This window comes from Acidisarcina sp. (assembly GCA_035539175.1).
GTDB lineage: Bacteria > Acidobacteriota > Terriglobia > Terriglobales > Acidobacteriaceae > JANXZS01.
Genome location: DATLIY010000008.1, coordinates 178510 through 201348, shown reverse-complemented (window position 1 = coordinate 201348; position 22839 = coordinate 178510). Strand labels below are relative to the sequence as shown.

Annotated in this window: 14 protein-coding genes; 9 read left to right on the top strand and 5 right to left on the bottom strand. The window is 59.5% G+C overall.

What is annotated here, in order from left to right; all coding sequences use genetic code 11:
• Positions 1 to 44 precede the first annotated feature (44 nt).
• Positions 45 to 1658, top strand: coding sequence for a hypothetical protein (locus VM554_08995; protein ID HVJ08509.1), 1614 nt, complete (start codon positions 45 to 47; stop codon positions 1656 to 1658).
• On the opposite strand, the gene nhaA is transcribed toward VM554_08995, so the two are convergent.
• Complete coding sequence (gene nhaA / locus VM554_08990) at positions 1655 to 3040, bottom strand: Na+/H+ antiporter NhaA (GenBank protein HVJ08508.1); 1386 nt, start codon at positions 3038 to 3040, stop codon at positions 1655 to 1657. The two genes, VM554_08995 and nhaA, sit on opposite strands and share 4 nt — an antisense overlap.
• A gap of 229 nt (positions 3041 to 3269) precedes the next feature.
• On the opposite strand from nhaA, the gene VM554_08985 reads away from it, so the two are divergent.
• Positions 3270 to 4652: a glycosyltransferase gene (locus VM554_08985; protein HVJ08507.1), complete on the top strand. Its 1383-nt coding sequence runs from the start codon at positions 3270 to 3272 to the stop codon at positions 4650 to 4652.
• 119 nt (positions 4653 to 4771) lie between these two features.
• Here VM554_08985 and VM554_08980 read toward each other — a convergent pair whose 3' ends face one another.
• Complete coding sequence (locus tag VM554_08980) at positions 4772 to 4972, bottom strand: cold shock domain-containing protein (protein HVJ08506.1); 201 nt, start codon at positions 4970 to 4972, stop codon at positions 4772 to 4774.
• 301 nt (positions 4973 to 5273) lie between these two features.
• Between VM554_08980 and VM554_08975 the strand changes: the two genes are divergently transcribed.
• The 4 genes from VM554_08975 to glgP all read left to right on the top strand — a co-directional run bounded on the left by VM554_08975 (position 5274) and on the right by glgP (position 10870).
• Positions 5274 to 6620 carry an aminotransferase class I/II-fold pyridoxal phosphate-dependent enzyme gene (locus VM554_08975; GenBank protein ID HVJ08505.1) on the top strand — a complete coding sequence of 449 codons (1347 nt, stop codon included), beginning with the start codon at positions 5274 to 5276 and terminating at the stop codon, positions 6618 to 6620.
• Positions 6617 to 7552, top strand: a complete 936-nt coding sequence (locus tag VM554_08970; GenBank protein ID HVJ08504.1) for a hypothetical protein — start codon at positions 6617 to 6619, stop codon at positions 7550 to 7552. Before VM554_08975 ends, VM554_08970 begins: the two co-directional genes overlap by 4 nt.
• Before the next feature lie 58 nt (positions 7553 to 7610).
• The gene (gene galK, locus VM554_08965; GenBank protein HVJ08503.1) at positions 7611 to 8762 is read left to right on the top strand and encodes a galactokinase; all 1152 of its coding nucleotides are present in this window, start codon (positions 7611 to 7613) and stop codon (positions 8760 to 8762) included.
• Between the two features lie 335 nt (positions 8763 to 9097).
• The gene (gene glgP / locus VM554_08960) at positions 9098 to 10870 is read left to right on the top strand and encodes an alpha-glucan family phosphorylase (GenBank protein HVJ08502.1); all 1773 of its coding nucleotides are present in this window, start codon (positions 9098 to 9100) and stop codon (positions 10868 to 10870) included.
• Positions 10871 to 10937: 67 nt separating this feature from the next.
• Here glgP and VM554_08955 read toward each other — a convergent pair whose 3' ends face one another.
• The 3 genes from VM554_08955 to VM554_08945 are packed head-to-tail and all read right to left on the bottom strand — an operon-like array spanning position 10938 to position 18529.
• Positions 10938 to 14072: a multidrug efflux RND transporter permease subunit gene (locus VM554_08955; GenBank protein ID HVJ08501.1), complete on the bottom strand. Its 3135-nt coding sequence runs from the start codon at positions 14070 to 14072 to the stop codon at positions 10938 to 10940.
• A 15-nt stretch (positions 14073 to 14087) separates the two neighbouring features.
• The gene (locus VM554_08950) at positions 14088 to 17201 is read right to left on the bottom strand and encodes an MdtB/MuxB family multidrug efflux RND transporter permease subunit (protein ID HVJ08500.1); all 3114 of its coding nucleotides are present in this window, start codon (positions 17199 to 17201) and stop codon (positions 14088 to 14090) included.
• A complete protein-coding gene (locus VM554_08945; protein HVJ08499.1) occupies positions 17198 to 18529 on the bottom strand; it encodes an MdtA/MuxA family multidrug efflux RND transporter periplasmic adaptor subunit in 1332 nt (443 codons plus the stop codon). Before VM554_08945 ends, VM554_08950 begins: the two co-directional genes overlap by 4 nt.
• A gap of 416 nt (positions 18530 to 18945) precedes the next feature.
• On the opposite strand from VM554_08945, the gene VM554_08940 reads away from it, so the two are divergent.
• From VM554_08940 to VM554_08930, 3 genes are read left to right on the top strand one after another with little or no spacing between them, the layout of a single operon-like run.
• Positions 18946 to 20457 (top strand): UbiA family prenyltransferase, encoded by a 1512-nt coding sequence (locus tag VM554_08940; GenBank protein HVJ08498.1) that lies wholly within the window; start codon positions 18946 to 18948, stop codon positions 20455 to 20457.
• A gap of 59 nt (positions 20458 to 20516) precedes the next feature.
• Positions 20517 to 21872 carry an FAD-binding oxidoreductase gene (locus VM554_08935; protein HVJ08497.1) on the top strand — a complete coding sequence of 452 codons (1356 nt, stop codon included), beginning with the start codon at positions 20517 to 20519 and terminating at the stop codon, positions 21870 to 21872.
• The gene (locus VM554_08930; GenBank protein HVJ08496.1) at positions 21865 to 22632 is read left to right on the top strand and encodes an SDR family oxidoreductase; all 768 of its coding nucleotides are present in this window, start codon (positions 21865 to 21867) and stop codon (positions 22630 to 22632) included. The genes VM554_08935 and VM554_08930 overlap by 8 nt, the downstream gene beginning before the upstream one ends.
• The last annotated feature ends 207 nt before the right edge of the window (positions 22633 to 22839 follow it).

Sequence of the window (22839 nt, the reverse complement as noted above, 5' to 3'; positions counted from 1 at the left end):
TACACTGTTAGCGATTGGTTCTGCCAGAGGATCTGCCGGTCAAGATGACATCCCGCGAATTTCTAACTCACCCAGGCTCCCTAATGCATTCGCGGCGATTCGCAGGAGCGATTCTCTGCGCGGTTGCCTGGTGCGTCTTTCTTCCCACGGCGGATGGCGCGCAACGTTCCACAGCCTCGCCGGCAGAGGTCCGTACTTCCCGAGCCTTTGAGCAGGCTCGCAAAGACGGGCCACTCACACTCCGGGCCTTTCTGCTGAACATGCCTAAGGGCGCCGACCTTCACAATCACCTTTCGGGCGCGGTGTACGCCGAGTCGTGGATCCGTGCAGCGGGCGAGGACGGGCTCTGCGTGAATACCGTTTCCCTCAGCTTTGTGCCTGCGGCGGCGGCAAACAGCACCTCGGGCCAGACTATATGCGGTGAAGGGCAGACCCCCGCCAGCCGCGTCCCTGCCAACTCCGCTCTCTATGATTCCTTGATTGACTCATTCTCGATGAGGAGCTTTGTACCTTCCGCCGGTGTATCCGGCCACGATCACTTCTTTGAAACCTTCGAGAAGTTTCGGGGGACCTCGCCCACCCATACTGCGGAATGGCTGGATGAAGTTGCCACCCGTGCTGCGGCGCAGAACGAGCAATACATCGAGTTGATGGAGACGCCCAAATTTCAGCACACCGCGGCGCTCGCCCATGAATTGGGGTGGAATCCCGATCTGGCGAAACTTCGCGAAGATTTGCTGGCGCATGGTCTGCGGGACGATGTCGCCGTAGCTCGCGAGCACTTGCAGAACGCGCTCGACCGCCGCAACCAGATGGAGAAGTGTGGCGCGGCAGATGCTGCTCCTGCCTGCAAGGTGGAGATCCGATTCCTATACCAGGTTTTGCGGGGCTTTCCTCCCGCGCGGGTCTTCGCGCAGACGCTGCTAGGCTTTGAGATTGCCTCCGCCTACCCCATGGTTGTCGGCATCAACTTCGTTATGCCGGAGGATGGATATCGCTCCATGGCCGACTACCGCCTGCAGATGCACATGCTGGATTATTTGCATGGCCTCTATCCCAAAGTGCACATCGCCCTTCACGCCGGCGAGCTTGCACCCGGCCTCGTTCCCCCCGATGGCTTGACGTTCCACATCCGTTCGGCAATCGAGCAGGGTCATGCCGAGCGCATCGGGCACGGTGTCGATTTAATGTATGAGCAGCAGCCCTACCGGCTATTGAAGGAGATGGCTGCACGCCACGTTCTTGTCGAAGTCAACTTGACGAGCAACGATGTCATCCTCGGTGTTCGCGGCGTGGACCATCCATTCCTTCTCTATCGGAGATATGGCGTGCCTGTTGCGCTCTCAACCGACGACGAGGGAGTGTCGCGGATTGACCTCACTCATGAATACGTCAGAGCAGCCTTGACCTATCCGCTCACGTACCATGACCTGAAGACGATGGTGCGCGCTGGCATCGAGCATAGTTTTCTTCCCGGGCAAAGCCTCTGGCGAAACGGGGATGGATTCACGCAAGTAGTTCAGCCTTGCATGGCTCAGGCCTTGGGTACTCCTCCGTCGCTAGCATGCCGTGAGTTTCTGCAATCGAGCGAAAGGGCGCAGCAGCAGTGGGAGCTGGAGCAGCGCTTCAGCGCCTTTGAATCCGGGCGGCAGAATTAATTTGTATCCGTGATGGTGTCATGTTCCGGCGAAGCCGTGCGGCTCACCAGCCGAAGCACGCAGTAGCCGGCGAGCCCTGCCAGTAGGGAAGCTGTGAAGGTCCCCAGCTTCGCCGCATCCACCAGTGGCTCCTGCTCGAATGCCAGATCCGCAATGAATAGCGACATGGTGAAGCCTACGCCTGCCACCAGCCCTACTCCAGCCATCTCGCGCCATTTTGTGGAGCCTGGCAACCTGGCGATCCCAAGGCGCACTCCTGCCCAGCACGCCAGCAAGATGCCGATTGGCTTGCCGATCAACAGGCCCAGCAGCACTCCCCATGTCACCGTGCTGTGCAGGGCGAGCTGGAGCAAATCAGGCGCAAAGGCGACACCCGCATTTGCCAGTGCAAACAAGGGAACGATTACGAAGTCCGTCCAGGTGCGCAAGCTGCGCTCCAGCCTGTCGGCAACACCCTCAGTGTCGAACGCAATCTCCTGCGCCTTCGCAAGAAAAAGCTCCGTCTCATAAGGATGAATTGCGGCCTGTTCCGGGTCGAGCTGTGCCTTGTGCTGGTTGAGAAACCCTGCGAACTCATCAAAACGAAAGCCCGGAGTTCGTGGCGTCAGCAGACCTAAAATGACTCCGGCAATCGTCGTATGGATCCCGGCGGACCCGACCGCAGCAGTGAAGCCAATCGACAGCAGGATGTAGGGAATACTTTGCTTCACCCCGATCTTCACCAGTCCGCCCATGATGGCCAGGCACGTCGCAGCAATCAGCAACGCTGGAATGTAAAGATGCGGAGTGTAGAAGATGGCGATCACCGCGATTGCGCCAATATCGTCGACAATGGCCAGCGTCAGCAGAAACAGCCGTAGCTGGGTGCTGACACGGTTCCCCAACAGCGCCAGCACGCCCATTGCAAAGGCGATATCCGTGGCCATCGGCACGCCCCAGCCGTGCCTCATCGATGGCGAGTACCGATTGACCAGTAGGTAGATCGTTGCCGGAACCACCATTCCTCCCAATGCGGCGAGGATCGGCAGTGCGGCGTTTCTGCGGTCTGCGAGTTCTCCCGTCACCAGGGCTCGCTTGATCTCAAGACCGGCAACGTAGAAGAACACCACCATCAGAACATCGTTCACCAGGTGGCGTAGATCCTCGGCAGCTTCGTAGTGGAAGACGCGGAATCCGATCTGCGCATGCCAGAGATTCTGGTAGCTCTCGCGCAAGGGAGAGTTCGCCCAGCACAGCGCAATCGCCGCGGCCACCATCAGCGCAATGCCGCTCAGGCCTGCAGTGTGCAGAAAATCCTGCGCAGGCAACAGCACCCCGCGTAACAGGGGAGCGTTGTGTGTCTGAACTTCCAGCAGCGCGCGGTTTCTCGGAGGAACTCTCATATTGGCTGTGCGTGGAGTCGAACCGAATCACTCGTGCGGCATCGATCCCTATGGAATTGAGTTGTGCTTACAGACAATGAGTCGCGTAGGATTAGCCTGAGGTTCTGAAGCATCTCCATTCGCACGATATAGTTGAGGCCATGCGGATCTTCACGAAGAAAACCGCGCATCACTGCTCTCATCTGAACACAGGTAAAGTGGAATTGTTGGAAAAGATCAACCGGGGTATATGACGACACATCCCTCAGGAGCTTCCTCCCTCTTCGGCGACACGCTCTCACGCCGCCGTCTGCGAATTGTGCTGACCAACATCGGAACGTTCGGGGATATTAATCCGCTTATCGCTCTTGCGCTGGAGCTGCAGCGCCGGGGGCATCATCCTGTACTCGCCGTGCCGGAGCTCTATCGCCGCAAAATAGAGCCGCTCGGCCTCGGGTTCTCGCCCCTGCGTCCCGACATCGATCCGGATGATAATCGCCTGGCCGCAATGGTCTACGACTTGAAGAAGGGAACCGAGCGAGGCCTCCGCGATTTCCTCTTCCCCGTGCTGCGGCAGAGTTATGACGATCTGCTGTCGGCTGTGCGCGCCGATGGAGGTGCAGACCTCCTGCTTGCGGGCGAACTTGCCTACGCCGCGCCCATTGTTGCCGAGGTTACAGGAACCCCCTGGGCCTCCTATGTGCTGGCGCCTCTCTCGTTCTTCTCCGCCTATGACCCGCCAGTGCTACCTCCTTACCCGACGCTCGCGCGGCTGGAACCATTTCTGCCGGGAATGGGGCACATCGTCGCTCACTTCGCGCGATGGGTGACGCGTAACTGGGCGGAACCGGTCTATGCCTTGCGCGCGGAGCTTGGCCTGGAGCGCGGCCCCAATCCCATCTTCGATGCCAAGCACTCTCCTCGCCTGGTGCTGGCGCTTTTTTCTTCGGTTCTGGGCTCCACTCAGCCGGACTGGCCCGCCAGCACAAAGATCACCGGCTTTGTCTTTTACGACAGCGACGGGGGCAAAAGCGGCCTGGCTCCGGAGCTGGAGAGCTTCCTTCAAGCCGGCCCACCTCCGCTCGTCTTCACGCTGGGCTCTGCCGCGGTCCATAACGCAGGAGATTTCTTCCAACAAAGCGCGCAGGCGGCGGACATCCTAGGCCAGCGGGCGGTGCTGCTGGTCGGCTCGGATCCGCGCAATCTTCCCCCGCAGCCCTACTCTCCTAACTTATGTGTCGCTCAGTATGCGCCCTACTCGCAACTCTTCCCCCATGCTTCCCTGGTGGTGCATCAGGGTGGGGTGGGCACCACAGCGCAGGCCCTGCAGGCAGGGAAGCCCATGCTGGTCATGCCCTATAGCCACGACCAACCGGACAATGCCCGTCGCGTAAAAAGACTGGGAGTGGCTGAGATCATCCAGCGCAAGGACTATACCGCGGAACGCGCAGCCCGGCTCATTGCCAAAATGCTTGCCGATCCCGCCTATCAGCGGGAAGCCGCGGCTATCCGCAGCCGTTTGTTAGAGGAAGACGGCTTGAAGCAGGCCTGTGACGCGCTGGAAGCGCTGGCACTCCCTGCGTCGCCAACGCACGGGTTCGATTCCCCGAAATCGGAGACGCAATCTCATTAGGAGGGCCGGACTTCAATAGGGATGTAGCAAGGGCGGAGAATTTCACATCCGCCTTTGCCAAGCAGCATCCGGCCCCGGTTCTGGCCCCGGCCACAGTTTATGTACAAACTACAGGGGATTTACAGGGGCTGAACGTCAGCCGCCTGCCAACCCTTCGGTCCCTTCACAACGGTGAACTGTACCGCCTGGCCTTCCTGCAAGCTTTTGAAGCCATTGGAGTTAATGGCAGAGTAATGCACGAACACGTCTTCGCCGTTCTGCCGCGAGATAAACCCATATCCTTTGGCATCGTTAAACCACTTCACTGTTCCCTGTTCCATTGTTGCTATTCCTGGATTGAATTGCGCCGGTCGAATCGGAACTACTGGCAGAAACTTGCTACAGGCGAAGGACTGCTCTTACCGGTTCTTGCAAACGCGACAGCAGTTTAGCACCTTTTTGCTAATTTTGGGTCCCTCGATACACACTCTGCCTCATCTTCATGTTGATGACCGCCGTCCTGGTACGCGCCGGTACTAACCTGGCGGCAGCGCGTGCGGCCCATTTCTCCCGTCGCGATTTCGTCGCGAAGGCTGACCCTTTTCCCGTCGTTATATTCTTGCAGTCATGCCACAGGATCCCATGTTCGACCTATTGGCTCCCGCACTCACACGCTTGCAGGAGAAGTTTGCGGCGCTCCCCGCACTGCCGGGTCCAGACGCCGAGTCTGTGCAGAAGATGGCGGCGGTCCTCGAGCGCGCATCCGAGCGCATGGCGGATAACTACCCTTATTTCCACCCGCTCTATGCCGGCCAGATGCTCAAACCTCCGCACCCCGTGGCCCGTGCCGCGTATGCGATGGCCATGTGGCTCAATCCGAACAATCATGCTCTGGATGGAGGCCGCGCCAGTTCCCAGATGGAGATGGAGGCCGTACGTGAGATCGCCACGATTTTCGGATATCAGAATCCTCTCGGTCATCTCACCAGCGGAGGCACCTTCGCGAACCTTGAGGCGTTGTGGGTTGCCGGTCAACAGGCGCCTGGCAAGCGCATTGTCGCATCGGAGCAGGCCCATTACACGCATTCCCGCATCAGCGGCGTGCTGCGCCTCGGCTTCAGCTCCATCGCAGTGGATTCCCGTGGGCGCATGGACCTGGCGGCCCTCGAAGAAGAATTGAAGAAGGGGGATGTCGGCACCGTCGTCGTAACCCTGGGAACAACAGCCACTGGATCGGTCGATCCCCTGGACCGGGTTCTTGAATTGCGCCGGAAGTATGGCTTTCGCGTGCATGTGGATGCTGCCTACGGAGGCTACTTCCGCCTCATCGCGCCCACTTTAGAGGCAGAGGCCCGCAGCGCATTTCAGGCGATGGCAGAAGCCGACTCCATCGTGGTTGACCCGCACAAACACGGGCTTCAGCCCTTTGGCTGCGGCTGCATCCTCTTCCGCGACCCGTCGGTGGGCCGCTTTTACAAGCACGACTCGCCCTATACTTACTTCACATCGGAGCAGCTCCACCTGGGCGAGATCAGTCTGGAGTGCTCCCGTGCCGGAGCGGCTGCGGTTGCCCTGTGGGCCACCCAGCAACTGCTTCCTCTTGTGCCGGAAGGTGAGTTTGCCGCATCGCTGGCACAATCCTGCGCTGCGGCACGCAAATTGCATGGGCTAATAAAAGAAGATTGCAGGTTTCTCGCCCCGTTTCCACCGGAGTTAGATATTGTTATATGGTCAGTGAAATCGGTTTCACCAGAAGAATCCTCACGCCGAGCGACAACTGTGTTTCAACGGGCTGCCCAACTCGATCTCCATCTTGCGCTGGCGCAATTACCTGTGGCGTTCTTCCCTCCAGGGACATGGCCCGGTTGCCCTGAAAATTCTGAGGCGAAGGTTACCTGCCTTCGCTCCGTCCTTATGAAGCCCGAACATCTCGCATGGATCGAGACCATCTTTCAAAAACTCGATCGAGCCACGCAGGAGTCATCTTGAAAGAGTTCGAACGTGTCATCCTCAAAAATGAATTGCTCCAGGTGGAGATAATTCCTGAGCTGGGCGCGAAGATCGCTTCTCTAAAAATGCTGCCCAGCGGAGTAGAGATGCTGCAGCAGCCGCTGCTGCCCTATGCGGAGCGCACCCGCACCATGGCCTTCGACGAAGGCGATGCGAGCGGCTTCGATGAGTGCCTCCCGACCGTCTCCGGCTGCAAGTTCGATACCGGCAAGGGCCGCGTCCAGGTGCCGGATCATGGCGATTTCTGGCGTATTCCATGGACCAGCAAGCAGACAGGCCACGAAGTGGAGATGCAGGCTACGGGCTTCTCCCTGCCGCTGGAGTTCACAAAAACTCTGCGGCTGGAGGGCAACGAGCTCACCATGCACTACACCATCCGCAACGTGGGAGAGGCGACGACGGAGTTCTCCTGGTCGGCGCATCCTCTCTTTACCGCAGAGGCCGGTGACCGCGTCGTGCTGCCTGCATCGGTAACCTTCGTACAGGTAGAGGGCTCGGGCGGCAACCGCCTGGGCGCTGCGGGAAAGCGGTACGACTGGCCTGTCGCCAAGCTGGAGAGTGGCACGTCCATCGATCTCAGCGAGTGCGGAGCCATCGAGAGCGGCGTGGGAGACAAGCTCTACACCCGCGCGCCGCAGGAAGGCTGGTGCGCGCTGGACCGGGTGAAGCTCAAGACCCGCGTCGAGATGCGCTTCAATCCTCAGGAGTCTCCGTTCCTCGGCCTCTGGCTCTGTTATGGAGGCTGGCCGGAGGGCCGCCCCAATCGCCAGCAGTGCGTGGCGCTTGAGCCCTGCATGGCCCCCATGGATTCGTTGGCGGTCGCCTCCGCAAAGGGCTATACCCGCAAGTTGGAAGCGCAGCAGAAGTACGCATGGTCCATTTCTATCCGCATCCAGCCGACCGGCGTTTAGGCGGGATGCATTGCAGTCTTGTTGTTCAATTGGGAAAAAGAATCGGAGTTCAGGACAGATGCAGGATCCAAATGTAGTTCGCAAGTTTCACTCGGAGCATTTTCAGGCAGAGCCCTCTCTCTTCGCCGCTCCGGGTCGAGTCAACATCATCGGAGAACATACTGATTACGCTGAAGGCTTCGTCATGCCTGCGGCCATCGACTTCACCACCGTGGCCGGCATCAGCCCTCGCACGGATGGGCGCGTCGTGATCTACTCTCTCAACTTTGGAGAAGAGGCTGCATTCGATCTCGCCGCTCTTCCGGCTGGGCCGTCGCATCACTGGAGCGACTATCCCATCGGTGTGGTTACCGTGCTAAAGAGCCTCAATGCTCACCCTCGCGCCTTCAGCATGACCTTGTCAGGCGACGTTCCTCTGGGCGCTGGTCTCAGCTCCTCCGCCTCCGTTGAGGTTGCCACGTTTCTTGCCGTTCAGAGCCTCAGCTCCAGGCAGTTCGCGCCGCCCGATGTCGCCCGGCTCTGCCAGCGAGCGGAGAATGGATTTGTAGGCACCAAGAGCGGCATCATGGATCAGTTCATCGCCTGCTGCGGAGCGGAGAATCACGCTCTGCTGCTGGACTGCCGTGACTTGAGTTTTCGCCTTGCGCCGATTCCAGAGGACGTCAGCCTCGTGATTGCCAACACCATGATCAAGCACTCCCATGCAGGGGGCGAATACAACACGCGCCGCGCCGAGGTGGAAGAGGGAGTGGAGGTTCTGCGCAAGCACCGGCCAGAGATTCGCGTACTGCGGGATGCCACGATCGACGATCTCACCAGGTGGGGAAGCGAGATGCGTCCCAATGTGCTCAAGCGCTGCCGCCACGTGGTGACGGAAAATGCCCGCACTGTGGCTGCCGCCGATGCCCTGGAGCGCGGCGATCTGAAGGATCTGGGCCGGTTGATGGCGGAGGCGCACGCCAGTTATAGGGATGACTTTGAAGGCAGCGTTAAAGAGGCCGACCTGATGGTAGAGCTTGCGAACAAGCTTCCCGGCCTGATCGGAGCCAGGCTGACCGGTGGTGGGTTCGGCGGCTGTACCGTCAATCTCGTGGCGAGCAGCCAGGCTGCAACCTTCGCAACATCCCTTCAGGCATCCTACAAAGCGGCGACTGGCATCGATGCTGATGTGTATTTATGTCACGCCTCGGCAGCGGCAAGGGCCCTTTGAAATAAAGGGCGCTGAACCTTCCGGAACGTCCGGGGATGATTGGACATCGGGCTGGAATCTTGATCTGGCCCGATGTCCACGGCTCTAGGTCTGCAATGAAAGTGGTACGCGTTTTCCAGAGGACTCACAGCCGTACACAGCCGTGTCCAGTCATACCTTGGTAAGATAGAAAACATTGGTTTTTGCTATTCCGTCGCGCATCGCAAGCCGATAACCCAATCGGAATGGGCCCGGGTATCAGCAGGAAGTATCGGATCCAGGACTGCGGCGGCGGGATTTTTACGCGCCATATCCTGAGATGACCAGACATCGCGAAGATCGTGAATAGGATAGGCATGCATTTTTCAATTCGAAACGGGGACCACCCATCTGTGGATATTCCAAATACTGACAACTTAGTTGCATATTTCTCAATGGAGATCGCCGTTACACCCGGCATGCCCACGTATAGCGGCGGTCTGGGCGTGCTGGCGGGCGATACTCTGCGCTCTGCGGCCGACCTCGGCCTGTCCCTCGCCGCTGTGACTCTGATGCATCGCAAAGGGTACTTCAGACAGCATCTGGACGCCGCTGGCGTACAGACGGAAGAGAATCAGCCTTGGAATCCCGAAGAAGTTCTGATTCCGGAAGAGCCTCGCGTCACCGTCATGGTGGAAAATCGTCCGGTAGTGGTGCGCGCATGGCGCTATGACCTGGAAGGAGTTACCGGACACAGCATTCCCATCTACTTCCTCGATACAAATCTGGAAGAAAATGATTCGCGGGACCGCGCCTTAACCGATCATCTCTATGGCGGCGATAACGACTACCGCCTGGGACAGGAGGCGATTCTTGGCATTGCCGGGGCGCGCATCCTCGATGCTCTCGAACTCACGCCCGCCGTCTACCACATGAATGAGGGCCACGCCGCTCTCCTCACCCTGCCGTTGCTGGAGCAGCAGCTTAAGGGCCGGGACCTGACCGATGCCAACGAGCAGGATGTCGAGGCGGTGCGCCAACGCTGCGTCTTTACCACGCATACTCCCGTGCCTGCGGGCCACGATCGCTTCTCCCGGGAGCAGGCGATTCGCATCCTCGGTCCGGATCGCGCTGGGGTCCTGGAGCGGCTGGGCTGCTATCACGATGGCCTGTTGAACGTTACCTACATCGCGCTGCGCTTCTCGCGATTTGTGAACGGCGTCGCCATGCAGCATGGCAAGGTTTCGAGGCAGATGTTCCCCAACTACACCATCGATTCCATTACCAACGGCGTGCATGCCATCACGTGGACTTCTTCCGCGATGCAGGCGCTCTTTGATCGCTCCATTCCCCACTGGCGCACGGATAATCTCTTTCTTCGCAATGCCATCGCGATTCCTGAAACAGAGATTGCCGCGGCTCACGCCGAATCCAAGCGGGTGCTCTTCAATACGGTTGCTGATCGTACTGGAAGCAACTTCAATCCGGGGATCTTCACTCTTGGCTTTGCGCGGCGCGCAGCTACCTACAAGCGTGCCGATCTGCTCTTCCACGATCCGGAGAGGCTGCTCAACATCGCCAGGCATTTCGGCGGCCTGCAGATCCTCTATAGCGGCAAGGCGCATCCCCATGACGAGCCCGGCAAGGCCATCATCCATCACGTTTTTGACGTTGCCGCAAGGCTGAACTCCGAGTTTCTGCGCATCGTCTATCTCGAGAACTATGGATGGGAACTGGGCGCACAGCTCACCAGCGGCGTCGACCTGTGGCTCAATACTCCCCAGCGCCCCTATGAGGCGTCCGGCACCAGCGGCATGAAGGCGGCACTGAACGGTGTGCCCAGCCTTAGCGTGCTCGATGGCTGGTGGATCGAGGGCTGCATCGAAGGCTTTACGGGATGGGCGATTGAAGACCGCGATACCGAGCAGGAGGAAGCCGCGTCTCTCTATGAGAAGCTGGAGCAGAAGATCTTGCCCCTGTACTACGAGCAGCCCCTGCAATGGCAAAAGGTTATGCGCAGTTCGATCGCGCTTAACGGGTCCTTCTTCAATACCAATCGCATGCTGCAGCAGTACATCCAGAACGCCTACTATCCTGACAAGGGTGTGGCCTGTTCTGCTCCCGTGCTGGAGCCAGTCCTGGCGAAGTAAAGCCAGCTCTGATTAAAAAAGAGGAGGGCCTTCGAGCCCTCCTCTGCTGTTTCCGGCGGAGATTCTGTCAATCTCCGATTCCTCCCTCGATTCCCACTCCGCCCACTCCCGCGAGCCTCCGCTTACGGCCGGTCAGACTGCGCAGCTTTGTCTGCAGTTTGTCGAAGAAAAGGTAGACGACTGGCGTGGTAAAGAGCGTCAGCATCTGCGAGACGATCAGGCCGCCAACAATCGCAATGCCCAGCGGACGGCGCAGTTCGGAACCTGTGCCTTGCCCCAGAGCCAGCGGCAGACCCCCAAGCAATGCTGCCATCGTAGTCATCATGATGGGGCGGAAGCGCAGCAGGCATGCCTGGTAAATTGCGGCTTCCGGAGACTTGCCCTCCTGTCGCTCGGAGGCCAGCGCAAAGTCGATCATCATGATCGCGTTCTTCTTCACAATCCCGATCAGCAGGATGATGCCTACCATCGCAATCACGCTCAGGTCGGTATGCGTGATCAACAGGGCCAGCAGTGCACCTACTCCCGCTGAGGGCAGAGTCGAGAGAATGGTGATGGGATGGATAAAGCTTTCGTAGAGCATGCCCAGCACGATATAAACCGTAGCAAGCGCCGCCAGGATCAGCCACGGTTCGCTTGCCAGCGAGGACTGAAAAGCCTGTGCCGTTCCCTGGAAGCTGGCGTGCACCGTGCTTGGCATCCCGATGTCCTGCGCGGCTGCCTGCAGTGCGGTTACCGCCTGTCCCAGGGAGACGTCCGGGGCCAGGTTAAAGGTGAGGGTTACTGCCGGGAATTGCCCCTGGTGGTTGACCGCCAGCGAGGTGCGGCTGCGCTCGTAGTGTGCAATTGCGCTCAGCGGAACCAGCGCACCTGTGTTCGATTGAACGTAAAGCGTCTTGAGGGCACTCGGATCGCGCTGGAAATCCGGAGCCACTTCCATCACCACGTGGTATTGATTCAGCGGCGTGTACATGGTGGATACCTGCCGCTGGCCAAAGGCGTCGTAGAGCGTATTGTCGATCATCTGGGGCGTGATCCCCATCCGCGACGCGGTATCGCGATCGATCGCCAGGGCGGCCTGCAAACCCTGATCCTGCTGGTCGGACGAAACATCGCGCAGCTCCGGCATCGTGCGCATCCTGGCCATCAGCCGGGGAGCCCAGCTATTCAGATCGGTCAGGTTCTCCGCCGATAGCGTGTACTGATACTGCGCATCGCTGAAGCGTCCTCCCACGGAAAGATCCTGCGCCGACTGCAGAAACAGGCTGGCTCCGGACACCGCGGAGAGCGGCTTTCGCAGCCGCGCGATCACCTGGTCGGAGCTGACCTTGCGTTCGCTCAGCGGCTTCAGGCTGACGAACATGCGGCCCGTATTCGTCGTTGCGCCGCCGCCGCTTCCGCCGGCAAAGGCAACCACCGTATCTACCGCCGGATCGTGCTGCACGATGTCGGCAAGCTGCCGCTGTTTCTCCTTCATTGCGTCGAAGGAGATATCCTGTGCCGCACGCGTGGAGCCGCCCATCCGGCCAGTATCCTGCTGCGGGAAGAAGCCCTTCGGCACAATGGTGAACAGATAGATGTTGAGCAGGAAGGTTCCGATGGCGATCAGCAACACCGGCACCTGGTGGCGCAGAACCCATCGCAGCGCATGGTCATACTCGCTGAGCATCCATTGCAGCGCCCGCTCGCCGAGCCGATGGAAAAGGCCGCGCTTCTTCTCTTCACGTCCCTTCAAAAACTTCGCGCACATCATGGGCGTCGTGGTGAGCGAAACCATCAGAGAGATGGCGATCGCCACGCTCAGGGTCACGGCAAACTCGCGAAACAGCCGTCCGACGATTCCCCCCATCAGCAGGATGGGAATGAACACCGCGATCAGCGAAGTGCTCATCGAGAGCACAGTGAAACCAATCTCACGCGAGCCGCGCATCGCCGCTTCGTAGGGCGATAAACCTTGCTCCAGATAGCGGCTGATGTTCTCGATTACCACGATCGCATCGTCCACAACAAAGCCGGTGGAGATGGTCAGCGCCATCAAAGAAAGGTTATCCAGCGTGTAGCCCAGCAGGTACATGACGCCAAAGGTGCCCACCAGCGACAACGGCACGGCCACGCTGGGAATGATCGTTGCCCAGGCATCGCGCAGAAACAGAAACACCACCAGAACGACAAGCAGGACTGAGATCAGTAGCGTAATCTCAACGTCGATCACCGATGCGCGAATCGTCACCGTGCGATCCATGGCGACGCCGAGTTGGATGGTGGGAGGGATCGCCGCCTGCAGCGTGGGAAGCTCCGCGCGCACGCGATCCACCGCGTCGATTACATTGGCTCCCGGAGATTTGAAGATGACGATCAGGATCGCCGGCTTGCCGTTGGCCAGTCCTGCCGTGTGCTCATCGGCTACACCATCAACTACCGTGCCCAGATCCTGCAGCCGGACAGGAGCACCATTTTTGTAAGCCACGATCAGCGGAGCATAGGACTTGGCCCCGAATAGCTGGTCATTGTTGGTGATGGTCCAGCGTGTGGACGGATTGTTGAACGAACCCTTCGGCGTGTCGAAGTTCACCGAGCCCAGTGCGGTGCGCAGTGATTCCAGTCCTATCCCATACGAGCTCAACTGCAGCGGATTCAGCTCCACACGTACGGCGGGACTCGAGCTGCCTCCGACAAACACCTGTCCAATGCCCGCAATCTGGCTGATCTTCTGTGCCAGGATCGAATCGGCGAGATCGTAGATATTCGCCTTCGGCACCGTGTCCGAAGTCATGGTTAGAATCATGATCGGCGCGTCGGCCGGGTTCACCTTGCGGTAGTTGGGATTCGATGGAAGGTTCGATGGCAGTTGTCCGCGTGCTGCATTGATGGAGGCCTGCACGTCTCGCGCTGCCGCGTCGATATTACGGTTCAGATCGAACTGCAAGGTTACGGACGTGCCGCCCAGGGAGCTGGCAGAGGTCATCTGCGTAACGCCTGCGATGCGTCCAAACTGCCGCTCCAGCGGAGTGGCCACCGCGGACGCCATGGTTTCGGGGCTGGCGCCAGGCAGGCCCGCGCCTACGCCGATCGTGGGAAACTCAATCTCCGGCAGAGAGGCTACCGGCAGCAGGTTATATGCTACCGATCCAGCCAGCAGCAGAGCCATGCTCAGCAGCGAGGTGGCGACGGGCCGGCGGATAAATGGCGCGGAAAGATGCATTGTCCTGTGCCTGCCCTAATCCGCGGAAACCGCGGGCTCCTCGTAGAGTGTGTGAGTTGTCTTCTTCGATAGCCGTTCCGCCAGCCGGCTGAAGTATAGATAGACCACCGGCGTGGTGTAGAGCGTCAACAGTTGGGAAACAATCAGGCCGCCCACGATGGTGATGCCCAACGGCCGCCGCAGCTCCGAGCCGACACCGGTGCCCAGCGCAAGAGGAAGCCCGCCGAGCAGCGCCGCCATTGTCGTCATCATGATGGGACGGAAGCGCAGAAGGCACGCCTCGTAGATCGACTCCTCCGGAGACTTCCCATGTTTGCGCTCCGCCTCCAGTGCAAAGTCGATCATCATGATTGCATTCTTCTTCACAATGCCGATCAGCAGAATAATGCCGATCAGCGCAATCACGCCGAAGTCCGTGTGGCAGATCAGCAGAGCCAGCAGCGCTCCCACGCCAGCGGAAGGCAGCGTGGAGATGATCGTGATGGGGTGGATGTAGCTCTCATAGAGGACGCCAAGCACAATGTAAACCGTGATGAGCGCAGCCAGAATCAGCAGGGGTTCGTTCGTCAGAGAAGACTGGAAGGCCTGCGCTGTTCCCTGGAAGCTGGCGTTGATGCTAGCCGGCATCCCGATCTGCTGCTCCACGCGCTGAATCGCCTTTACCGCATCTCCCAGGGATGTGTTGGGTGCGAGGTTAAAGGAGACAGTGACGGCAGGGAACTGGCCCTGATGATTGATAGCAAGTGCTGCGGTACGCGGCTCAAAATGCGTAAAGGCGCTGAGCGGAACCTGTTCGCCTGAGGCTGACTTCACGTAGATCTTGCTCAGGTCGTCCGGGTGATCCTGAAATCCCGGCTGCACCTCCAGCACTACGTGGTACTGGTTCAACTGCGTGAACATGGTGGAGATCTGGCGCTGGCCAAACGCATCGTACAGAGTATTGTCGATGGCCTGCACAGTAACGCCGAGACGCGAAGCGGTATCGCGGTCGATCACCAGGTTTGCTTCGAGTCCCTGGTCCTGCAGGTCGCTGGCGACATCGCGAAGTTCAGGCTGCTTGCTCAGCTCTGCAATCAGCCTCGGGGTGAAGTCCATCAACTCCGCCGTGTTCGGATCTTCCAGCGAATATTGATACTGGGTGCGGCTCACGCGATCTTCCACCGTCAGGTCCTGCATCGGTTGCAGGTACAACACGATTCCTTCCACCGCCGCCAACTGCGGCTGCAGCCTGCGGATGACGTCAGATGCGCTGCTGCTCCGCTGATCGTGCGGCTTCAGGTTGATCTGGATTCTGCCGCTGTTCAGGGTAGTGTTTGTGCCGTCTACTCCGATAAAAGAAGACAGGCTCTCTACATCCGGATCCTTCAGGATGAGGTCTGCCAGCCGCTGCTGACGCACCGCCATATTGGAAAAGGATACGGTCTGCGGCGCTTCCGAGATGCCCAGCAGAACTCCGGTGTCCTGCACCGGGAAAAACCCCTTGGGAACCACGATATAGAGAACCAGGGTCAGCACCAATGTGCTGATCGTAACCATCAGTGTTACGAATTGATGGCGCAGCACAAAGCGCAGGGTGGAAGCATACTTCGCGATGACGGTGTTGAAGAAGTGCTCGGAAAACTGGTAGATGCGGCCCTGTTGCTCGACCGGCTTGTGCCGCAGGATCTTGGCGCACATCATCGGCGTGAGCGTCAGCGATACTATGGCGGAAACCAGGATGGTGACCGCCAGCGTGATGGCAAATTCCCGGAAGAGCCTGCCGACCACATCTCCCATGAAGAGCAGCGGAATCAATACCGCAATCAGAGAAACCGTCAGCGATACAATCGTGAAGCCGATCTGCTCGGAGCCTTTCAGCGCCGCTTCCAGCGGGGAATCGCCTTCTTCGATATAGCGCGAGATATTCTCGATCATCACGATCGCGTCGTCGACGACAAAGCCCGTCGAGATCGTCAGCGCCATCAGCGTCAGGTTGTTCAGGCTGTATCCCAGCAGGTACATGATGCCAAAGGTGCCGACCAGCGACAGCGGAACGGCCACGCTGGGAATCACCGTTGCGGCGAGATTTCGCAGAAAGAGAAAAATCACCATCACGACCAGCGCGATGGTCAGGATCAGCGTGAACTGTACATCCTTGACCGAGGCGCGGATTGTTGTCGTGCGGTCGGTCAGGACCGTCACCTTGACCGCAGCGGGCAGGCTTGCCTTCAACTGCGGCATCAGCTTCTCAATGCGATCCACTACGCCGATGATGTTGGCGCCCGGCTGCCGCTGAATGTTCACGATGACCGCCGGAATCTGGTCCATCCATGCAGCCTGCCGGGTGTTCTCCGCGCCGTCGACTACGTTGGCAACATCGGACATGCGCACCGGTGCGCCGTTGCGATAGGCGATCACGACAGGTTTGTAATCGCTGCTGGTGAGCAACTGATCGTTCGCGCCGATTGTGTAGGCCTGGCGCGTGCCATTCAGGTTGCCCTTGGCCTGATCGACATTGCTTGCTGCCAGCGAGATGCGCAGATCTTCAAGACTCAATCCATAAGACGAAAGCTGCGCCGGATTCGCCTGGATGCGCACCGCCGGCTTCTGACCTCCGGCGATCGAGACCAGCCCGACCCCGGTAACCTGAGAAATCTTCTGCGCCAGGTTGGTATCCGCTACATCTTCGATCTGCTGCAGTGGCATGGTGTCCGAGGTCAGCGCGAGCGTCAGGATCGGCGAATCTGCCGGATTGACTTTGCTGTACACCGGAGGATTCGGCAAATCGGTCGGAAGGAAGCTGGTCGCGGCGTTGATCCCTGCCTGCACCTCTTGCTCCGCTACATCGATGTTCTCCTCAAGCTCGAACTCCAGCGTGATGACAGAGCCGCCACCGGAACTGGTTGAGGTCATCTGCTTCAATCCGGGCATCTGGCCAAACTGCCGCTCCAGCGGCGCGGTTACCGAGGATGCCATCACCACCGGGCCCGCTCCGGGATAGAAGGTCACTACCTGAATGATGGGGTAATCCACTTCCGGCAGCGCGGAGACGGGCAGTTGCCGATAGGCAACAAAGCCGGCAAGCAGAATCGCCGCCATCAGAAGCGAGGTAGCGACCGGCCTGAGAATAAATGGTTTGGAGGGGTTCACTGCTGTCTCATTCTCTTTGCAGGCTGCGGATTCGCGCCCTGGGCGCCGGCAGGCGCCGTTGCAGTTCCGGGTTGCAGGTTGGCAACGCCAGCCGCTCGATCCGGCCTCGCCTGCCTCGCGTCAACCTTGCTGCCTTGCCGCAGACGGTCGGCTCCATCCACAACCACTACCTGGCCAGCGGTCACGCCGCTCTGCAAGATGGTTCGCGATCCTTCGGTCAGCAATGCCTGAACCGGCTGCATGGTGACGGTCTTGTCATCCTTCAGCAGCCACACAAAGTCGCCGCGTGTTCCATGTTGCAGGGCAACCGCTGGAACCACAATCGCGTCCGGCTTCTGTTCCAGAATCAGGTGAATATTTATGAATTGGTTCGGAAAAAGCGCATTATCTTCGTTCTGGAAGACAGCCTTCAGTTTGCCTGTGCCCGTGGTCGGGTCGATCTGGTTGTCGGCTGTCAGCAGGTATCCGGTTGCCAGTTGCTGCACGTCGGCCCGGTCATAGGCCTCCACGCTGAGCCGCTGCGAGGCAGACAGCTTCTTGAGAACCTGGGGAAGCTGATCCTCGGGCAGGGTGAAGTACGCTGCGATCGGCTGCACCTGGTTGATGACAATGAGGTTCGTGGTGTTCGCGGTAATTAGATTGCCGCGGTCTACCAGTCGCAGGCCGATGCGGCCGTTGATGGGTGAAGTGATCGTGCAATACCTCAGTTGCAGCGCCGCCGTTTCAATAGCTGCCTGGTCGGAAGTGATCGCGCCCTGATACTGCCCATAGGCCGATTCCTGCGTGTCGAGCGACTCCCGGGAGATGACGCCCGCTTTGTAGAGAGCCTGGTAGCGTGCAAATTCCGCGGCAGCATTCTTCAGGAGCGCCTGATCATGGGCCAGCTGGCCCCGCGCCTGGTCCAGCGCTGCCTGGAAGGGACGCCGGTCGATCACCATCAGCGTCTGCCCCTGGTAGACCTTCTGGCCCTCGGTAAAGTTCACCTGGGTCAACTCTCCCGTCACCCTGGCCTTCAACGTCACGGTGTTGTAGGGCGTTACGTTGCCCAGCGCGCTGAGAAATATCGGCATGGACCGCTGCTGAACGGTGGTCACCTGCACCGGCGTGGGCCGGTTGGCCATTGCAGCCTGTTTCTGGGCGGCGTCCGCCGCTGCCTGCTTACGGCCGCTGCGAATGCGCCACGCGCCGAAGCCTACGGCAAGAATCAGGAGCGCGAATACGACGTAGCGCACTCCCATGTTTCGCTTCTTTTCGGGCGGCACGTTGGGCGGTGGGGGCAGGACTCCAACCTCACGCTGTCTGCTCTCGGACGCTGGTGCTGAAGGCATTGGGTTCAATGGTCTTTCCTGATACTTCGATCAAAAAGTTTGGCGTACTCAAATGGCGTATCCCGGCGCACAGGGATAAGAAGACGGACGAATCAGCGCGGAGAAAGGTTTCCAACTCTGGATTCCGCTACATCTTTGGCCCGGATTTCGCTGCTCCGGTATCGCCCCCGTTTCGGGGAAATCATCTAAGCAGCATCTGCCCCGTCACGGCAGCCTTTCAACGGGATTCTTCCAGCCTATAGCTATTCTCTATATTGAGATGCCCTGACAGCAAGTTGAACAGGATCTTTTCAGATTAGGAGCGCGAATGCAGGGGGGTGAAGAGGACCCGACCGCTTCCGCCGCCCTCCATCAGGGGGCAAAGTATGCGCATCATGGTCACAGGCGCAAATGGAGACCCCATTTATACTTTCTAAGTGACGCAAGGCCCCACATCCGCGGCAGCATCGGACCACCCGGCGTATGAAACGCCGTCGCTTACGGCCGCGCCGGGGACAGCACTGCGCCTGCCGGATCCCCGGCCACTCTGCGTTGATCTCGACGGAACTCTCGTCAAATCCGACACTCTGTCGGATTCTCTCCTCATCCTTCTGAGAAGGAAGCCGGCAGCGCTTCCCCGACTGTTTAGCCTCGTATTCCAGGGCAAAGCGCGGTTCAAGCAGTTCGTGAACTCGCAGGTTACCCTGGACGTAAAGCGGCTTCCTTACAACCGGCCCCTGCTGGAGTATCTGAAGACCGAGCACAGCCTGGGGAGAAAGATTCACCTTGCTACCGGGGCAGACGGTGATGTGGCCCAGCGCGTCGCGGCTCATCTCAATATCTTTTCCGGCGTTCTTGCCAGCGACGGGGAGATCAACCTCACCGGCGCCAATAAGCTCGAATCGCTGCGAAACCAGTTTCCCGATGAGGGATTTGACTACATCGGCAATGCCACGCCCGATCTTCCGCTGCTCCAGCATGCTCACCAGGCAATGGTGGCTAACCCGCAACTGACACTGCGTCTGCGCCTGCGCGCTCGCAAACTCAGGATTGCGCGGCAGTTTAACGACTCGCCACCGCTCTGGAAGGCGCTCATCAAGGCGGCACGCCTGCACCAGTGGGCCAAGAACACGCTGATCTTTCTGCCTCTTCTGCTGGCCCACACCCTTAACCTGCGGGGAGTGGTGAGCGCGCTGCTGGCGTTCTTCAGCTTCAGCTTCTGCGCTTCGGCTACTTACATCGTCAATGACCTGCTGGATATTGAGGCCGACCGGGCCCATCCGCAGAAACGTTTTCGGCCATTCGCTGCCGGCGATCTTTCGGTTCTCACCGGGGTTATAACGGCGGTGGGCCTGCTGCTGCTGGCCTTCGCGGGATTGACGCAGCTGCCGCACCAGTTCACCCTCTGGATTCTCTTCTACCTGCTGGTTACGAACGCATACTCCTTTGGTTTGAAGCGGATAGCGTTGGTAGACGTCTTCGTTCTCTCTGGCCTCTACACGCTGCGAATGCTTGCCGGAGCGGCGGCAACCGAGACCCCGATCTCTCACTGGCTTGCCGGGCTGTCTGTGTTTCTCTTCCTCAGCCTGGCCATGGTCAAGCGCTACAGCGAACTCCAGAACCTGCGCGCCCGCGGTGCTGTACCCGCCAACGGCCGTGGATACCTGCTGGTCGATATGGATCAGTTGCGCAGTTTCGGAACCGCCAGTGCCTACTCGGCTGTCGTGATCTTTTCGCTCTACATCACCGGCCATGAGGTGGAGGCTCTCTATCGTCACCCGGCGCGAATGTGGCTGATCGATCCTTTGATGCTGCTATGGTTAAGCCGTGTCTGGCTGCTGGCATCCCGCGGCGAGATGGACGAGGATCCGGTTGTATTCGCCGTGACAGATCGCATGAGTATACTCATTGGCATTGCGGTGCTGATCGTTGCGCTTCTCGCTCTCTGAGAGGAAGGCTGTTCCACCTATCGACTGTTCCACCTACCGAACGGACAAGCTGATACCGAATGGCGCGAAAGAATAATCCGCCAAAATTCGAGTCAAGATTCGAGTCCTGGGGTCGTTACCCATCGCTTGCCGCCACGGTTGTTCCCCTGTATTGGGCCTCGGATTTTCCTCCGCCACGGGCTGCCGAGGGGACCGTTTCCTCTCCGCTGCGCATGCTTCCTGTCGGGATGGGGCGCAGTTATGGGGATGTCTGCCTGATTGCGAACGGTACGCTTCTCGATACGCGCGGCCTCGACCGTTTTCAATCTCTGGATGAGCAGACCGGCGTCCTGCGCTGTGAGGCGGGAGTCACGCTGGATGAAATCCTCCGCCTCTGTGTTCCGCGAGGCTGGTTTCTTCCGGTTACGCCCGGCACCCGGTACGTCACCGTGGGCGGCGCAATCGCCAACGATGTCCACGGCAAAAACCATCACACCGCCGGAACCTTCGGGCGCTATGTCCGCAGTCTGGAGCTGGCTCGTTCGGATGGCTCCCGGTTCACCTGCTCGCCGCAGCAGAATGTGGAGTGGTTTCGCGCCACGATCGCCGGCATGGGGCTCACCGGACTCATCCTATCTGCAGAGATTCAGCTTCGGCGCATCGTCTCACCCCTCGTCCGTTGCGAGATCCGTCAGTTTCACGGCCTCGACGAGTTCCTCTCGCTCTCTCTCGCCCACCAGTCCACGGAGTACTCGCTTGGGTGGATGGATTCCACCGCGACGGGACGCAACTTTGCTCGCGGTGTTTTCATGGCAGCGACTCACTCCGAAGTCGTGGAGCCGCTCACGCCGATGCCGCTCCGCTCCTGGAACCTGCCGTTGGATCTACCCGGATTCGTCCTCAACCGAGGCAGCGTCGCCGCATGCAATGCACTCTACTTCCACCTGCATCGGACGCGGCAACAGCCACGCCTGCTCAGCTACGACCGATTCTTCTATCCGCTGGACCGCCTTCTGCACTGGAATCGGCTGTATGGCAAGCGCGGCTTTGTCCAGTTCCAGTGTGTTCTTCCCCAGGCGGCGGATCCGCTTGCCATGTTGCAGTTATTCAAAGCCATCTCCGCTGCGCGCCTCACCTCATTCCTGGCCGTGCTGAAGGTCTTCGGCGATGCGGTCTCTCCCGGAATCATGTCCTTCCCCATGCCCGGCATCAGCCTCGCGCTGGATTTTCCAATGCGCGGCGAAGAGACCCTCGATCTGCTCGGCAAGCTGGCGCGAATTACGGCGGAGCACGGAGGCCGCCTCTACCCCGCCAAGGACACGCAGATGACCGCGACTCAGTTTCAAGGCTTCTATCCGCAGTGGCAGCAGTTTGCCGCGTATGTCGATCCTGCGTTTCGCTCCAGCTTCTGGGAGAGGGTGACGGCGCGTGGCTGATCCTCGTTCTGCACCTGTGCTCCCATCGCGGATTCTCGTCCTCGGAGCGACCTCGGGCATCGCCACTGCCGTCATGCGGCTGCTGGCGGCGCGCGGTGCAAGCTTCTTTCTGGTGGCCCGCGATCCTCTCAAACTTGCCGCCGTAGAAATGGACCTGAGGACTCGCGGGGCCGCCTCCGTCGAGAGCCGGGTGCTCGACCTGAACGATACCGCGAGTCACCCGGAGGTGTTGACCGAGGCCGCAAGCTCGCTGGGTGCCATCGATCTTGCTTTTCTGGCGCACGGTGTCCTCGGCAACCAGGCGGAAGGAGAATCCAGCTATCCCGCTGCTGCCCATGTCTTGCAGACAAACCTGCTCTCCGCCGTTTCACTGATTACCTGGCTCGCCAATTACTTCCAGGCCGCGGGACAGGGCACACTCGCGGTGCTTTCCTCTGTGGCCGGCGATCGCGGACGCAAGAGTAACTACATATACGGAGCGTCGAAGGCTGGCCTTAATACATTTCTGGATGGGGTGCGTAACCGCGTCGACCGCAGCGGAGTCCACGTGCTCACCCTGCGCCCCGGCTATATTGCGACGCAGATGACCGCACACGTTGACCACAACCCGCTCTTCGCCACGCCAGAGCGCGCCGCCCGGCTGATATTGCGAGCCATTGAGAAACGAAAAGACATCGCCTACATCCCACCGTTCTGGGCGGCGATTCTCTTCGTTGTCCGCTGCATCCCGGAAGCTATCTTCAAGAAACTGGATTATTAATCTGCGTGGATCGCATGGCCTGGTGCAACTTTTTGCACGCCTTTTGCGTCTTTGCGGCGCGCTTCCGCGTCTACTAAGGAAGATATTTGGTTCTTCCTGCGGCTCTCCCTGAGAGTGCGGTACGTTAACGGCATCACCTGAAAACCGCGAACCCGGCCCTGTTCCGCTTTGGCCGGTAACCTATAGACAAGCGTGGCCTTGGTTCCT

Bases quoted from the DNA above. Each gene is read 5' to 3' on its own strand.
- VM554_08995 (HVJ08509.1), top strand. From the start codon at position 45: ATGACATCCCGCGAATTTCTAACTCACCCAGGCTCCCTAATGCATTCG.
- nhaA (HVJ08508.1), bottom strand. From the start codon at position 3,040: ATGAGAGTTCCTCCGAGAAACCGCGCGCTGCTGGAAGTTCAGACACAC.
- VM554_08985 (HVJ08507.1), top strand. From the start codon at position 3,270: ATGACGACACATCCCTCAGGAGCTTCCTCCCTCTTCGGCGACACGCTC.
- VM554_08980 (HVJ08506.1), bottom strand. From the start codon at position 4,972: ATGGAACAGGGAACAGTGAAGTGGTTTAACGATGCCAAAGGATATGGG.
- VM554_08975 (HVJ08505.1), top strand. From the start codon at position 5,274: ATGTTCGACCTATTGGCTCCCGCACTCACACGCTTGCAGGAGAAGTTT.
- galK (HVJ08503.1), top strand. From the start codon at position 7,611: ATGCAGGATCCAAATGTAGTTCGCAAGTTTCACTCGGAGCATTTTCAG.
- glgP (HVJ08502.1), top strand. From the start codon at position 9,098: ATGCATTTTTCAATTCGAAACGGGGACCACCCATCTGTGGATATTCCA.
- VM554_08955 (HVJ08501.1), bottom strand. From the start codon at position 14,072: ATGCATCTTTCCGCGCCATTTATCCGCCGGCCCGTCGCCACCTCGCTG.
- VM554_08945 (HVJ08499.1), bottom strand. From the start codon at position 18,529: ATGCCTTCAGCACCAGCGTCCGAGAGCAGACAGCGTGAGGTTGGAGTC.
- VM554_08935 (HVJ08497.1), top strand. From the start codon at position 20,517: ATGGCGCGAAAGAATAATCCGCCAAAATTCGAGTCAAGATTCGAGTCC.